This window comes from Bradyrhizobium sp. UFLA06-24 (assembly GCF_054967145.1).
In genome coordinates, this window is sequence record NZ_JADFUE010000003.1 from 182,440 (window position 1) to 197,013 (window position 14,574).

16 protein-coding genes are annotated in these 14,574 nt (G+C 63.7%); 10 read left to right on the forward strand and 6 right to left on the reverse strand.

Going from position 1 to position 14,574, the window contains the following annotated elements:
- Nucleotides 1–135: 135 nt before the first annotated feature.
- Nucleotides 136–312 carry a hypothetical protein gene (locus tag IF809_RS04760; RefSeq protein ID WP_128968903.1) on the reverse strand — a complete coding sequence of 59 codons (177 nt, stop codon included), beginning with the start codon at nt 310–312 and terminating at the stop codon, nt 136–138.
- Between the two features lie 167 nt (nt 313–479).
- Here IF809_RS04760 and IF809_RS04765 point away from each other — a divergent pair, with 167 nt between their 5' ends.
- The 7 genes from IF809_RS04765 (at nt 480) to IF809_RS04795 (ending at nt 5,818) form a co-directional block, all read left to right on the forward strand.
- The gene (locus IF809_RS04765) at nt 480–1,208 is read left to right on the forward strand and encodes a helix-turn-helix transcriptional regulator (RefSeq protein ID WP_128968902.1); all 729 of its coding nucleotides are present in this window, start codon (nt 480–482) and stop codon (nt 1,206–1,208) included.
- An 82-nt stretch (nt 1,209–1,290) separates the two neighbouring features.
- Nucleotides 1,291–1,950, forward strand: a complete 660-nt coding sequence (locus tag IF809_RS04770; RefSeq protein ID WP_462836965.1) for an acyl-homoserine-lactone synthase — start codon at nt 1,291–1,293, stop codon at nt 1,948–1,950.
- Between the two features lies 1 nt (nt 1,951).
- Nucleotides 1,952–2,170, forward strand: coding sequence for a hypothetical protein (locus tag IF809_RS04775; RefSeq protein WP_128968900.1), 219 nt, complete (start codon nt 1,952–1,954; stop codon nt 2,168–2,170).
- A 306-nt stretch (nt 2,171–2,476) separates the two neighbouring features.
- On the forward strand, nt 2,477–3,394 hold the full coding sequence (locus tag IF809_RS04780; RefSeq protein WP_462836966.1) for a branched-chain amino acid ABC transporter permease: 918 nt from the start codon (nt 2,477–2,479) through the stop codon (nt 3,392–3,394).
- 13 nt (nt 3,395–3,407) lie between these two features.
- Complete coding sequence (locus tag IF809_RS04785; RefSeq protein ID WP_462836967.1) at nt 3,408–4,352, forward strand: branched-chain amino acid ABC transporter permease; 945 nt, start codon at nt 3,408–3,410, stop codon at nt 4,350–4,352.
- Nucleotides 4,345–5,112 (forward strand): ABC transporter ATP-binding protein, encoded by a 768-nt coding sequence (locus IF809_RS04790; RefSeq protein WP_453980960.1) that lies wholly within the window; start codon nt 4,345–4,347, stop codon nt 5,110–5,112. The genes IF809_RS04785 and IF809_RS04790 overlap by 8 nt, the downstream gene beginning before the upstream one ends.
- Nucleotides 5,105–5,818 (forward strand): ABC transporter ATP-binding protein, encoded by a 714-nt coding sequence (locus tag IF809_RS04795; RefSeq protein WP_462836968.1) that lies wholly within the window; start codon nt 5,105–5,107, stop codon nt 5,816–5,818. The genes IF809_RS04790 and IF809_RS04795 overlap by 8 nt, the downstream gene beginning before the upstream one ends.
- Nucleotides 5,819–5,968: 150 nt before the next feature.
- On the opposite strand, the gene IF809_RS04800 is transcribed toward IF809_RS04795, so the two are convergent.
- Nucleotides 5,969–7,405, reverse strand: a complete 1,437-nt coding sequence (locus IF809_RS04800) for a glutamine synthetase family protein (RefSeq protein ID WP_462836969.1) — start codon at nt 7,403–7,405, stop codon at nt 5,969–5,971.
- A gap of 185 nt (nt 7,406–7,590) precedes the next feature.
- Nucleotides 7,591–8,949 (reverse strand): aromatic ring-hydroxylating dioxygenase subunit alpha, encoded by a 1,359-nt coding sequence (locus IF809_RS04805; protein WP_462836970.1) that lies wholly within the window; start codon nt 8,947–8,949, stop codon nt 7,591–7,593.
- 112 nt (nt 8,950–9,061) lie between these two features.
- Here IF809_RS04805 and IF809_RS04810 point away from each other — a divergent pair, with 112 nt between their 5' ends.
- A complete protein-coding gene (locus IF809_RS04810) occupies nt 9,062–9,847 on the forward strand; it encodes an IclR family transcriptional regulator domain-containing protein (RefSeq protein WP_453980956.1) in 786 nt (261 codons plus the stop codon).
- Nucleotides 9,848–9,888: 41 nt separating this feature from the next.
- On the opposite strand, the gene IF809_RS04815 is transcribed toward IF809_RS04810, so the two are convergent.
- The 3 genes from IF809_RS04815 to IF809_RS04825 all read right to left on the reverse strand — a co-directional run bounded on the left by IF809_RS04815 (nt 9,889) and on the right by IF809_RS04825 (nt 11,968).
- Nucleotides 9,889–10,569 (reverse strand): transglutaminase-like domain-containing protein, encoded by a 681-nt coding sequence (locus IF809_RS04815; protein WP_462836971.1) that lies wholly within the window; start codon nt 10,567–10,569, stop codon nt 9,889–9,891.
- Nucleotides 10,570–10,661: 92 nt separating this feature from the next.
- Nucleotides 10,662–11,057, reverse strand: a complete 396-nt coding sequence (locus IF809_RS04820; RefSeq protein WP_453980955.1) for a group II truncated hemoglobin — start codon at nt 11,055–11,057, stop codon at nt 10,662–10,664.
- 2 nt (nt 11,058–11,059) lie between these two features.
- On the reverse strand, nt 11,060–11,968 hold the full coding sequence (locus tag IF809_RS04825; RefSeq protein WP_128968890.1) for a helix-turn-helix transcriptional regulator: 909 nt from the start codon (nt 11,966–11,968) through the stop codon (nt 11,060–11,062).
- Between the two features lie 121 nt (nt 11,969–12,089).
- Between IF809_RS04825 and IF809_RS04830 the strand changes: the two genes are divergently transcribed.
- Both IF809_RS04830 and IF809_RS04835 read left to right on the forward strand, forming a co-directional pair.
- On the forward strand, nt 12,090–13,631 hold the full coding sequence (locus tag IF809_RS04830) for a benzoate-CoA ligase family protein (RefSeq protein WP_462836972.1): 1,542 nt from the start codon (nt 12,090–12,092) through the stop codon (nt 13,629–13,631).
- 38 nt (nt 13,632–13,669) lie between these two features.
- The gene (locus IF809_RS04835) at nt 13,670–14,482 is read left to right on the forward strand and encodes an alpha/beta fold hydrolase (protein WP_462836973.1); all 813 of its coding nucleotides are present in this window, start codon (nt 13,670–13,672) and stop codon (nt 14,480–14,482) included.
- Nucleotides 14,483–14,574: the final 92 nt, after the last annotated feature.

Consider the following 14,574-nt stretch of genomic DNA (forward strand, 5'->3'; position numbering starts at 1 on the left):
CAAGTGGAGCCTTGATGGGAGGGAAGAAGGACGGGTAACTTCGCAGTCACGCTGTTTCGAGAAAGACCAGTCCTCACATCGAAGGGTATCGTCGCGCGACCGGTCGCATCGGCGTCGTCTGCTGCCGCCCGCGTGCTAGCGCGCAGGGCTTTCCGGCGAAGCGCTGTCGACGAGCCTGGGGCGCTCGCTCTGCAGCACCTCGCGCGCGAACTCGATGATCTTCTGCTTGTTTGCCGTGTCGCGGACGGCGAAAAACACGCGGTTCAATTCCAGGCCGAGCACGCTGTCGAGGGCGATGTTCTCGTCTTCCATCGTGGCTCTCCCACTCCAGACGCCGTAGCTGTATCTGCACGCCACTTCCTCCACAAGTAGATTAAATCTTCGGTGCCAGCGCCACACCGGGATATTACGGACGCGGTGAATTGAGGCAGGCCGCCAAGACGTGCTATAGGGAGCGACGAGGGGCAGGGAACGCACCGATGTCCGCCGTGGATTATGGCCGCGAAGCGCTGGACTTCATCGAAGGGCTGGGAGCCTATGACAGGGTCCCGGAGGCCATGGATGCGCTCGAAACCGCGTTCGGTCGTTTCGGCTTTGAAACCATCATCGTGACCGGTCTGCCGAATCCTGACCAACGGTTCGCGCAGATGGTGCTCGCCAAGCGCTGGCCTGCGGGGTGGTTCAGCCTTTATACCAAGAACAATTACGACCGGGCCGATCCGGTGGTGCGGCTATGCCGGCTATCGGTCAACCCGTTTGAATGGTCGGAAGCGCCGTATGATGCGGAACGCGAGCCTGACGCGGCCGAGGTGATGAACCGCGCCACCGATTTTCGAATGTCGCGCGGCTTCATCGTGCCGATCCATGGGCTCACCGGGTATGAGGCCGCGGTGTCGCTCGGTGGCGTCCATCTTGATCTCAATACCCGCAGCAAGCCGGCTCTGCATTTGATGGCGATGTACGGCTTCGACCACATTCGCCGTCTGCTCGCGCCGTCGCCGCATCCGTCGACCCGCCTGACCCCGCGCGAGCGCGAGGTGATCGCGTGGGCGTCGCGGGGAAAATCCGCCTGGGAGATCGGCGAAATCCTGCACATCACTCAGCGTACCGCCGAAGAGCATCTTGCAACTGCTGCGCGCAAGTTGGGTGCGGTCAACCGTACGCATGCAGTTGCGCTCGCGATTCGTCACAAGATCATCAGTCCTTAGGCGATGTACTGGGAAATTTCCCAATACCGAATCCGCGCCTTTTCGCCGAGGTTACCCCCATTGAGGCCGAATGGGGGATTTCATGATTCACGCAATTTCCGCGCTGAACCGCCACCTTTACGAAGACGTGCTTGAGCAGCATTTCCGGTTGCGCCACGACATATTCGTCGAGGAACGGCACTGGGAGACGTTGCGCAAGCCGGATCGCCGCGAGATCGATTCCTATGACAACGAGGACACGGTCTATCTGCTCGCGTTGGAAGGGCGCCGCGTTCTCGGCGGGCACCGGCTTTATCCCACGACCAAGCCTTCCATGATGAGCGAGGTGTTCCCGCATCTCGCGGCCGTGCGCGGCTGTCCTTCGAATCCGCTGGTCTGGGAGTGGTCGCGCTATTTCGTCGTACGCGAACGCCGCGACGGCGCCCTCAATTTGCAATTGATGGCCGCCGTGCAGGAGTTCTGTCTGCATCAGGGTATCGCACAGGTCAGCGCGATCATGGAGACGTGGTGGTTGCCGCGCTTCCACGAGGCCGGCTTCGTCGTGACGCCGCTTGGCCTGCCTGCGCTGGTGGAGAATGCCTGGACAATGGCGGCGACCATCGACATTCGCCAGGCGACGGTCGATGCCCTGCATGATCGCATCGGCATGGCCTCGGTCGTCCATCAGGATGGACCCCGCCTCAATTGCATTGCCCGTGCCAACCTCTGCGGCCGCACCGCCGCGCAACGAAAGAGCGCCTGAGATGTCGAACATGATGCGAGACAGCCAGATCATGGCGCAGACCAAGGACGAGAATCTCGGCTACATGTCCGACATGGCGCTCGAGCTGGCGCAGATGGCGGAGGACACTGGGCTGGCGACCCTGGCCTATCTGTTCCGGATGGCCGCGCTGGAGGCCTCCACCGCCAACAGCGAGCTCAACGAGCCGGACGATCTCCCTCACCAGGTCACGTCGCACTAGACGTTCCCATCGCTTCGACAGGTGAATCACCCTCTCCCCGGCAACGGGAGGGGGTGATCGTTTGGGTGCGGCAGGCTGACCCAGCCGGTGCGGCTGTCTTCTCGCTGGGCCGGGCTTCGCAAGGCGGGCTTTGATCACATGCATCGGCATGCAACAAAGTGCATGTTTGGTGTCGAATCGCTCTTGCCTCGGAACGATACTGCCATTACCCATTTTTCCGCCTTGAAGAGGCAGGGGGAGCTCTTTCACTGATGGCGACCGTGTTCGAACATCGGCGCGCGTGCGCATGCGCCTGAAAGAGTTTTGATGCTGCTCGTCGTCGAACAGTTCTTGAACGGATTGCAGTTCGGTCTGCTGCTGTTCCTGCTCGCCGCCGGCCTGACGCTGGTGTTCGGGATCATGGATCTCGTCAACCTCGCTCACGGCTCGCTCTACATGATGGGCGCCTATTTCGCCGCGACTTTCGCGGCGTGGACCGGCAGCTTCCTGCTTGGCGCGCTGCTGGCACTGGGTGCGACATTGGTGCTCGGCATCGTGCTGGAAACGAGCGCGCTGCGGCATCTCTATGGACGCGACCATCTCGACCACGTGCTCGCGACGTTCGGCCTGATCCTGTTCTTCAACGAGGCCGTGCGTCTGATCTGGGGGCCGGCCGGCCTGGCGCTGCCGCTGCCGGCCTGGCTCACCGTGCCGGTGCCGATCCTGCCCGGCATTCACTATCCCGCCTATCGCCTCGCCATCATCGTCGTGGCTCTGCTGGTGGCGCTTTTGCTGTATCTCGGCGTGATGCGGACACGCATCGGCATGCTGATCCGCGCCGGCGCCTCCAACCGCGAGATGATCGGCGCGCTCGGCATCAACATCAAGCTGCTCTATACGCTGGTGTTCGGCCTGGGAGCCGCGCTCGCCGGTCTTGCCGGGCTGATGCAGGCGCCGATTCTCACCGTGCAGATCGGCATGGGCGAGAACATCCTGATCCTCGCCTTCGTCATCATCGTGATCGGCGGCATCGGCTCCGTTCGCGGCGCATTCCTCGCCGCGATCTTCGTCGGCATGATCGATACGCTCGGCCGCGCCTTTCTGCCCAATTTGTTGCGGCAAGTGCTGAGCGGCGCAGCCGCTTCCACCGCCGCGCCCGCCCTGTCCTCCATGCTGATCTATCTCCTGATGGCGATCGTGCTGGTGGTGCGGCCGGAGGGGCTGTTTCCGGCCAATCGACGATGAAGAGCTTGCGTCGATGAAGGGTTTGAGTGTGAGCAAGGCCGTCACGGCCCTGATGCTGGCAGGCCTCGTGCTGCTGCCGCTCTATTCGCATCTGTCCGGCAACATCTTCATCCTGACGCTGTTCACCCGCATCGTCATCCTGGCGCTCGCGGCGGCCAGCCTCAACTTGATCATGGGCTTTGGCGGCATGATGAGCTTTGGCCACGCCGCCTATCTCGGCATCGGCGGTTACGCCGTCGGCATGCTCGCGCAGGAAGGCGTCGGCTCCGGCTTCATCCAGTTTCCGGTCGCGCTGGCAGCCTCCGCGCTCTATGCGCTGGTGATCGGCGCGCTGTCTTTGCGCACCCGCGGCGTCTACTTCATCATGATCACGCTCGCCTTCGCGCAGATGGCCTATTACGTCGCCTCGGGGCTGGCGCGCTACGGCGGCGATGACGGCCTCACCGTCTACAACCGCAGCGAATTCTCCGGCCTCGTCAACCTGTCGAACCGCACGCAGTTTTACTACCTCTGCCTTGCCTGCCTGTTTGGGGTGATCTTCCTGATCTGGCGCATCGTCAATTCGCGCTTCGGTCTCGTCGTGCAGGGCCTGCGCTCCAACGAGCAGCGCATGCAGGCGATCGGCTTTCCCGCAAAGCGCTATCAGCTCGCCTGCTTCGTCATCTCGGGGACGATGTGCGGCCTTGCCGGCGCGCTGCTCGCCAACAACACCGACTTCGTCAGTCCCGCCGTGATGTACTGGACCCGTTCCGGCGACCTCATGGTGATGGTCATCCTCGGCGGCATGGGTACGCTGTTCGGCCCCGTCATCGGGGCGGTGGTCTATCTGCTGCTGGAGGAGTTCCTGTCGCAGATCACCGAATATTGGGCCCTGATCATGGGCCCGCTCTTGCTGCTGATCGTGCTGTTCGGCCGCGGCGGCATCATGGGTCTGCTCGGGAGGGCCAGTCGTGGCTGAGCCGCTGCTCCGCGTCGAAAAGCTGGTGCGCCGGTTCGGCGGCATCGTCGCCACCGACCACGTCTCGCTCGACGTCGCGGCGGGTGAGCTGCACGCCATCATCGGCCCCAACGGGGCGGGCAAGACCACGCTGATCAGCCAGCTGACCGGACACCTCGAGCCGCATTCCGGTAGCGTCACGCTCGCGGGGCGCGACATCACCTATCTGCCGGCCTACCGCCGCTGTGCGCTGGGACTTGCACGTTCCTTCCAGATCACCTCGCTGCTGCTCGACTTCACGGCCGCCGACAATGTCGCGCTGGCGGCGCAGGCCCATGCCGGCACCTCTTTCCGCTTCTTCGCCAATGCGCGGAAAGAGCAGGGCCTGCGTGATGCGGCTCACGCGGCGCTCGACCGCGTCGGCTTGCTGGATCGTGCCGATGTTGTGGTCAGCAGGCTGAGCCATGGCGAGCGGCGCCAGATCGAGCTTGCGGTCGCGCTCGCCAGCAAGCCGAAGCTGCTCCTGCTCGACGAGCCCATGGCGGGCCTTGGTGTGACCGAATCCCAGCGCATGGTGAAGCTGCTCCAGGAGTTGCGCAAAGAGGTCTCGATCGTGCTGGTCGAGCACGACATGCCGGCGGTGTTCGCGCTCGCCGACCGCATCTCGGTGCTGGTCTATGGCCGTGTTATCGCCTCCGGCGATCCCGCCACGATCCGTGCCAACGAAGACGTCAAACGCGCCTATCTCGGCGACCAGCATGTGGTGACGCACCATGGCTGACACGCTGCTCGACGTCGAAGGCATCGAGACCTGTTACGGCCTGTCCCAGGTGCTGTTCGGCCTGTCCCTGTCGATCAAATCAGGCGAGATGGTCTCGCTGATGGGGCGCAACGGCATGGGAAAGACCACGACCATCCGCTCCATCATGGGCCTGACGCCGGCACGCGCGGGCAGCATTCGCTTTACGGGCACGGAGGTCAGGCAGCTCCCATCCTACCGGATCGCCAAGCTCGGCATCGGCCTCGTGCCGGAGGGGCGGCAGATTTTCCCGAACCTGACCGTCCGCGAAAATCTGGTCGCGGCCGCCGCGGATCGCTTCGGCAGCGCCAATCCCTGGACGTTGGCTGCGATCTACGTGCTGTTCCCGCGACTCGCCGAGCGCGCTTCCAACATGGGCAACCAGCTCTCCGGCGGCGAGCAGCAGATGCTCGCCATCGGCCGCGCGCTGATGACCAACCCGAAGCTTCTCATCCTCGACGAAGCCACCGAAGGACTGGCGCCGCTGATCCGCGAGGAGATCTGGAGCTGCCTGTCGCTGCTGAAGAGCAGGGGGCAATCGATCCTGGTCGTCGACAAGAACGTCGACCATCTCGCCCGGATCTGCGACCGCCACACCATCATCGAGCGTGGCAGGACCGTGTGGAGCGGCACGTCGGATGAGCTGATGGCCGAGCCTGATCTGCAGCATAAGTATCTGGGAATCTGAGCTCCTGCTCTCTCCACCCGTCATTGCGAGCGCAGCGAAGCAATCCAGACTGTCTCTGCAGTGACAGTCTGGATTGCTTCGTCGCCAGCGCAAAATTGCTTCGCAATTTTGTCGCGTTCTCCTCGCAATGACAGAGCAGACGTGCGATCTTCAAAACATCTCGAAATATTCGCGATGTTCCCAGTCGGTTACCTCCGACAGGAAACGGTCGATCTCCGCGTTCTTGATGTGGGTGTAATAGTCGACGAACTCCGCGCCGAATTTTTCGCGGAAGAACGGATCGTCCTTGAGCGCGGCGACCGCGTCGCGCAGGCTCTTCGGCAGCAGCGGCGCCTTGGTCTCGTAAGGCGTGTCGGCTGACGGGCCGGGATCAAGCTTGCGGTCTACGCCGTCGAGGCCCGACAGGATTTGCGAGGCCATGTAGAGATAAGGATTGGCGGCCGGTTCGCCGACGCGGTTTTCGAGACGCGTCGCGGCGTCGTCCGCGCCACCGAGCACGCGGATCATCACGCCTCTGTTGTCGCGGCCCCAGATCGCGCGATCGGGCGCCAAGGAATATGAGCGGTAGCGCTTGTAGCCGTTGATGGTCGGCGTGGTGAACACGGTGGCCGCGCGGGCGTGATCGAGCAGGCCGGCGAGATAGGCGCGGCCGAACGCGCTGAGCGGCTGGCCGGCCTCTTTGGCCATGAACAGGTTTTCGCCACTCGTGCGCGAGACGACCGATTGATGCAGGTGCCAGCCGCTCGCGAACAGGTTCGGCAGTTTCGGCCGGCACATGAAGGTGGCGTGATAGCCATGCCTGCGCGCGATCTGCTTCACCGCGGAGCGAAACAGCACCATGTTGTCGGCAGGCTCCAGGCCCTTCTTCGGCGCGAAGGTGAATTCGCACTGGCTCGGCCCGAACTCGACCTCGACCGAGCGCAACGGCAGCCCGAGCGCAACGATGTCGCGGCGCAGAATCTCCAGCACAGGCTCCATTTGGTCGAAACGCTGCTCGGTGAGATACTGATAGCCGTGGCTGAGCAGGCTCACCGACGGCGGCGTGCCCGGCTGCCCGGCGTCCTCCGCGCGCATATGCGGGTCGTCGAGCCTGAAGATGTGGAACTCGACTTCGAGCCCGGCGACGAAATCATGGCCACGATTTCCGAGCTCGTCGACCACCCTGCGATAGAGCCCGCGCGTCGCGAACGGCACGGGGCGGCCGTCATTGAAATAGAGATCGCACAGCACCCAGCCTGTCGCCGGCGCCCAGGGCAGCACGCGGAACGTGGTGGTATCAGGCACCATCAGCACGTCGGCCGCGCCCTCCATCTCCTTCATGCCGAAGCCGCCGCCTGACGTGAACACCGGAAACACTGTGCGATGCGAGGTGTCCTTGGCGAGCATTGTGGTGGTGATGGAGCAGCCGCTTTCGAGCGAGGCAATCGCCTCGGAGGCGATGATGGTCTTGCCGCGCAAGATGCCGTGCTGGTCCGGGAAGGCGAGGCGGATGACCTCGAGATTCCTCTCCTCGACGAGACGCCGCATGCGGGCCGCCGCGTCCTTCTGCTCATCCGACCACAGCGCATGGCGCGCGACGAAAGTCACTTTGGTTGCTCCTCAGTTCACGCTGTGCGATGGTCGCACGATGTCCGCCACAGGCTCCGTCACTGCGAGGAGCCCGCGACAAAATTGCGAAGCAATCTTGCGCTGTTGCGACGAAGCAATCCAGTATCTTTCTGCGGGCATATTCCTGGATTGCTTCGCTGCGCTCGCGATGACGAGAATAGAGCTCACTCCGCCGCCGTCAGCCGGTGCACCTTGTCCTCGATCTCCTTCGGCACCGGCGCGGTCCATGGCGCGCCGCGGCGGCGCTTGACGTCGACTTCCATCCAATATGTTTCCCAGCCGCGCGTCGGCCCAATGCCGTCCATCGTCGCCGGGCCCTGGATGCTGCGCGCATTGGCTTCGTCCAGGAACAGCATCGGCTTCTCGCCGCCACCGACCTTCTCGATCTCCTGCCGCAACAGGCGGCGATATTGCACGATCGCCTTGTCGCTCGAACCGAGATGCTCCTTGGTGCGGTCCTGGATCGCACCCATCGATTCCACCGCCCATTGGTCGTGGACGTTGATATCGTTGCCCATGCCGGTATAGGTCGCGGTTCGCTGCTCGTGCGGATCGAATCCGTAATCGTTGTTGCGGTTCTTGCGGGAGATGTAATCCGGCAGCTGATAGAGCTCGAGCCGCTGGTCGCGCATCTTCTGCTTGTCGACCGGGTTCGTGTAGCTGGTGAAGATCGCGTACCAGTAGCAGTTCTCGTCGTCGACAGGCACGTGCCATTGCGTGATCGTCATCTCCGTGCTCATGGGGATGACGAAGCCGTGCGGGAAGAGCTGGTTGGTGACGCGCACATGCGTGCGCTCCTCGTCGATCTCGCGCAGCGCGATCAGCCGCAAGCCGTATTCGGTGTGCTCGACATTGATGATCGGCCGATCGTATTCGCGCAGGATTTTCGTCATCGGCAGGTCGCTGCCGGCAGAGGCGCCGCGGAACTGCTTGCCGTAGGCGGTCGAGGTGTCTTCGTCCTCGAAGAAACGATGCAGGTAGGAGGCATGCGCGGGATCGATGCCGACCTCCAGCGCCTGCAGCCAGTTGCAGGCCATGTGGCCCTTGAAGGCGAATGTGTGGGAGCCTGGCGCGACGAAGCAGTCGATCTCCGGAAATGCCGGCGGCGCGCCTTCGCCGAGATAGGCCCAGAGGATGCCGCTCTTCTCCACCACGGGATAAGAGCGCTGGCGGATGTTCTGGCAGAGCTTCGAATCCTTCGGCTCTGCCGGCGTCTCGATGCACTGGCCTGATGCGTCGAACAGCCAGCCATGGAAGGCGCAGCGCAGGCCACCATGCTCGAGCCGTCCGAAGGCGAGATCGGCGCCGCGATGGGCGCAGTGACGATCCATCAGGCCGTAGCGCCCGGACTCGTCGCGAAACAGCACCAGGTTTTCGCCGAGCAATTTGACCGGACGGATCGGCCGCGCCCCCTCAAGTTCATCGACGAGGGCCGCCGGCTGCCAGTAGCTCCGCATCAGCCTGCCACACGGATCTTTCGGGCCGGTGCGGGTGATCAGGTCGTTCTGTTCCTGGCTCATCATGGCGAGTGCATCCTCTGTGGGTTCGCGTCTGTTCGCCTATTGAACGAATGGGCGAATTATGACATGCCTTGGATCGGCAGCAAGCACTATTTTGCAGGATGATCGCGGCCTCATGCCCAAGCTGAAGCGGAGCGAGACTGGCGAGCGCGCGACGGATTTCGTCGAAGCTCTCGATCGCGGCCTGCGCTTGCTGCAGTGCTTCGGCACCAATGCAGGCCCGATGACGCTCAGCGATCTGGCCCGCGCTGCCGATCTGCCGCGTGCGACGGCGCGGCGCATGCTCTTCACGCTCCAGCGCGGCGGCTTTGTCAGTGGCGATGGAAAACTGTTCTCGCTGACGCCGCATGTGCTGACGCTGGCAACGTCCTATCTGCGCTCCAACCAGCTGGTCACCGTGCTGCAACCGGTACTCGATCGCGTCGCAACGGCCGCGAACGAAATCTCCTCACTCGCGGTGCTCGACGGCGACGACGTGGTGTTCGTTGCCCGCAGCAGCCCGGCGCGGATGTTCTCAGGCGGATTGGAGATCGGCTACCGGCTGCCGGCATTCTGCACGTCGGTCGGCCGCGCCATGCTGGGCCAGCTCGACGATGCCGATTTGCGCGCCCGCCTGAAGACGATGAGGCGCGAGGCGCTGACGACGCAGACGGTCACCGACCCCCACACACTGCTCGCGCGCATCGCACAGGATCGGGCTCAAGGCTATTCGCTGGTCGATCGCGAGGCCGAGCCGCATTTCCGCTCGATCTCCGTGCCCGTGCGCCGCTACGACAACGTGATCGTCGCCGCCATCAACATGGGCGCTCATGTCGATCGCGTGCCGAGGCAAGAACTGATCGACCGCTTCCTGCCGCTGTTGCGGGACAGCGCGGAGGCGGTGCGATCGCAGCTGCTATAGCCCGGAGATCGCTTCGCTCATCCAGGCTACGGCTCCGTGCTCTATCGCGCTTCCGCCTCGCGCTCCATGTCGCGGCCGGACAGGTCCTCGCCTTGCATGTTGGCATAGTCACGCGCCATCTCACGCATCAGGAACTTCGCCGGGACGTCATGGTAGCTGCCGCGGTCGTTGACGTATTGCATGTAGGCCCGCCCTTCGCCGTCGAAGGGATGCAGCAGCGCGTCGGTGTGACCGTCGAAATCGAGCGGCGCCACGCCGACCTTGGCGCATAACGTGTCATTGAAGGTCGGCGTCGCCTTGCGCCAGGCGCCGTCGACATGCACTTCCGTAAAGCCGTGCCAGGTAAAGATGTCCGTCCCCATGCTCGCGCGCAGCTTCTCGGTGGTGAGATGGTTTTTTACGTCGGCAAAGCCGACCCGTGCGGGAATGCCGTGGACGCGGCAGGCGGCGGCATAGAGCGCGGCCTTGCCGACGCAATAGCCCTGGCCCGCAACGAGCACGCTCGAGGCGCGAAAGGTCTCCGCGGCGCGCATGTTGACGTAGGGGTTATAGCGGATGCCGTCGCGCACAGCCTTGTAGAGCAGGCTTGCCTTCTCGCGCGCACTCGCCTCCGCGCGCACGGCATCCCTCGCGAATTGCTGCACGCTGGGATGGTCGCTGTCGATGTACTCGCCGGGATCGGTGTAGAGGCGGCGGATGGTGTCGGGAAAGATGTCGGTCATGCCGGGAGCTTAGCAGGCGATTTGCTCGGAACTCAATTCATCCGATGCATGCCGCGTCGCGCCAGAATTTGCGTTGACGCGCTGCCGCCGTATCAAGGCCGGTTGCGCATCCAGTCGGCGAGGCCCGATATCGCGCGATCGAGGTCCTGCCGTGCGGCGGCGTCCGTCACCGTCTCTTCCATCGCACCTCGCATGCAGAGCATCCAGGCATCGCGCTCGGCATCGCCGATGGCAAAACCGAAATGGCGCTGACGCAGCCGCGGATGGCCCTTTTCGGGGGTGTAGAGGCGCGGGCCGCCGGTCCATTCGGTGAGATAGCGTTTCAGCACGTCCCTGATGAGGCCGAGGTCATCCGCATGCATGGCGCGGATCACCTTCGCCTCCGGCAGCGTATCCATGCGGTCGTAGAAGCGGTCGACCAGACGTTCGATCGTGGCACTGCCGCCGATCCGCTCGAACATGGACGTGGTGACGTCGCTATCCGTCATCTCTACAGCGCCACGCTACGCAGCCCGAAGCTGCGGGCTTCGTTCTGCAGCACCGGGCGCACCGCATCGATCAGCCGTGCCGCCGCCGCGTCGACGCTGAGCCCGGCGGTATCCACCACCGCCGTCGCGCGCGCATAGAGTGGTTCGCGGCTGAGCAGGATGTTGCGGAGCTCGGCCATGGCGGAGCGGTCGTCGGCCATCGGCCGCAGATCGCCCTGGCGGCGGACGCGGGCCATGTGTTCCTCCGGCTCGGCTTTGAGCCAGATCGTGTAGAACGAGGTCAGGATCTGGTCGAAGGTCAGCGGCTCCGAGACGATGCCGCCGCCGGTCGCCAGCACCATCAGCTCGTTGCGCGCAAGCAGCTGTTGCAGCGCTGCCTGCTCCATGCGCCGAAAGCCTTCCTGGCCGTAGAGCGCGATAATCTCGGCGACGGAGAGCCCGTTCTGCTGCTCGACTTCCTTGTTGAGCTCGACGAAGCTCCAGCCGATCTTCTTTGCCAGGATCTTGCCGAGCGTGGATTTGCCGGCGCCGCGCAGGCCGATCAGCGCGATGCCGCAGAACGGCGCGCGCCGGGCTGCGGTTGCGCTGCCGCCGGCGAGCAGGTCCTTTGCTTGCGCGATCTGTGCCGGCGTCGCTTTGCGCAGGAGATCGCGAAACATCTGCCAGTCCGGCGTCGGATCGGCCGAGGGGAGCAGATCTTCCAGATGCGCGCCCATCGCGCCGGAGACGCGGCGCAACAGCACGATCGAGACGTTGCCCTTGCCGCTCTCCAGCTGAGCGATGTAGCGCTCCGAAATCCCTGATACCTTGGCGAGCACTTTGCGCGACATGCCGCGCACCGCGCGCATGGTGCGCACGCGCTGGCCCAGTTGTTCGAGGAATTGGGATTCGGCGTCGGGACTGTCGGTCATGAGCCTTCTTTACAGGTGTCCTGCGGCGCGTTTTAATGAAACATAGTGCCTGCTGGCATTGACAGCAAGCCGCCGCAGTGTCTTTCTATGAATTATAATTCTAAATTCGGGGGAGACGACCGTGAGCGAGGGATCCTACAACGCGGTGACCTGGCTGCTCGACCGCAATGTCGAGGAAGGCAGGGGAGGCAAGCTCGCCTTCGATGACACCGTCTCGCGGCTCACCTATGGCGAGCTCCAGCAACAGACGCGGCGCGCCGCCAACATGCTGCGCCGGCTCGGCGTCCGCCGCGAGGAGCGCGTGGCGGTGATCATGCTGGATACGGTCGACTTCCCGGTCGTGTTCCTGGGTGCGATCCGCGCCGGCATCGTCCCGGTGCCACTCAACACGCTGCTGACGTCAGATCAATACGCCTACATTCTGGCCGACTGCCGCGCCCGCGTGCTGTTCGTCTCCGAGGCGCTCTATCCCGTCATCAAGGACGTGGTCGGCCGCATGCCCGATCTCGAACATGTCGTGGTCTCCGGCGCCAAGCAGAACGGCCACAAGCAGCTCAAGGAAGAGCTCGCCGGCGAGAGCGAGCAGTTCACCACCGCCGCGACGCATCCGGATGAGCCGGCATTCTGGCTCTATTCGTCCGGCTCGACCGGCATGCCCAAGGGCGTGCGCCACATCCATTCGAATTTGCAGGCGACCGCCGACACCTACGCCAAGCAGGTGCTGGGCATCCGCGAGAGCGACGTCTGCCTCTCCGCGGCAAAACTGTTCTTCGCCTATGGCCTCGGCAATGCGCTGACCTTCCCGATGTCGGTCGGCGCCAGCGTGATCCTGAACAGCGAGCGGCCGACGCCGGCGCGCATGTTCGACCTGATGAACCGCTACAACCCGTCGATCTTCTACGGCGTGCCCACATTGTTCGCGGCGATGCTGAACGACGAGGCGATGAAGGCCGAGCGCGGCGGCAAGGCGCTGCGCATCTGCACCTCCGCCGGTGAAGCGCTGCCGGAATCGGTCGGCAACAGCTGGAAGGCGCGCTTCGGCGTCGACATTCTCGACGGCGTCGGCTCGACCGAGCTCCTGCATATCTTCCTGTCGAATGCGCCGGGCGACATCAAATACGGCTCATCGGGCAAGCCGGTGCCGGGCTATGCGGTGCGGCTCGTCAACGAAGCCGGGCAAGACGTGGCCGACGGCGAGGTCGGGGAACTGCTGGTCGATGCGCCCTCCGCAGGCGAGGGCTACTGGAATCAGCGCCACAAGAGCCGCCGCACGTTCGAGGGCCCGTGGACCCGCACCGGCGACAAATATGTTCGCGACGCCGATGGCCGCTACACGTTCTGCGGCCGCGCCGATGACATGTTCAAGGTGTCAGGCATCTGGGTCTCGCCCTTCGAGGTCGAGAGCGCGCTGATCACGCATCCGGCCGTGCTGGAAGCCGCGGTCGTGCCTGAAGCCGATCCGGAAGGGCTGTTGAAGCCGAAGGCCTTTGTTGTGCTGCGCCCAGGTGCCAAGCCGACGGACCTGCAGGAGATGCTGAAGGAGCACGTCAAGCAGAAGATCGGCCCATGGAAATATCCGCGCTGGATCGACGTGGTGGACTCGCTGCCGAAGACGGCGACGGGAAAAATCCAGCGGTTCAAATTGCGCGAGGTTGCGAACTAATCGCATATCTCACGGCGCGACTGAATCAGAGTGACAGCATGATCCATCTCCTTCCCACCGGCTTTCTCAGCATCGATGGCGCTGATCTCGAATACAAGTGGCTCGCGCCGCAGGTCGCCGACGCGCCGACCATCGTCATGCTGCACGAAGGCCTCGGCTCAGTCGGCTTGTGGGGCGACTTCCCCGAGAAGCTTCAACAGGCCACCGGCGCCGGCATCTTCGCCTATTCGCGCGCCGGCTACGGCCGGTCGAGCGCTGTCGCGTTGCCGCGTCCGCTCGATTACATGCAGCGTGAGGCGCTGGAGGTGCTGCCAAAGGTGCTCGACGCGATTCCCTTCAAGCGCGGCCTGCTGCTCGGCCATTCCGACGGCGCCTCGATCGCAGCGATCTATGCCGGCTCACATCAGGATCATCGCTTGCGAGGCATCGCGCTGATCGCGCCGCATTTCATCGTCGAAGACATCTCGGTGAAATCCATCGCCGCGATCAAGACGACCTATGAGACCACGGACCTCAGGACAAAACTGGCGCGCTGGCACAAGGATGTCGACAACGCGTTCTATGGCTGGAACGGCGCCTGGCTCGATCCGAAATTCCGCGACTGGGATATCTCGGACTTTCTCGCCTACATCCGCGTGCCCGTGATGGTTCTGCAAGGCGTGGACGACCAGTACGGTACGCTGCGCCAGGCCGAGATCGCGCAGGAGGAATGCTACTGCCCGGTCGATCTGAAGATCATTGCGGGTGCAGCCCATTCGCCGCATCGCGAGGCGGCTGGGCCGACGCTCGAAGCTATCGCGCAGTTTGCGAAGGCCGCCTTGCGGGACGATCCCGGCCTGCAGGCGGCATGAGGCTCATCGGATGGATGAAGCAAAGTGCATATAAGTCCCAAATTCGGGACTAGACTTACTTAAGAAGATGCATTATTGTGCATCTAACGCTC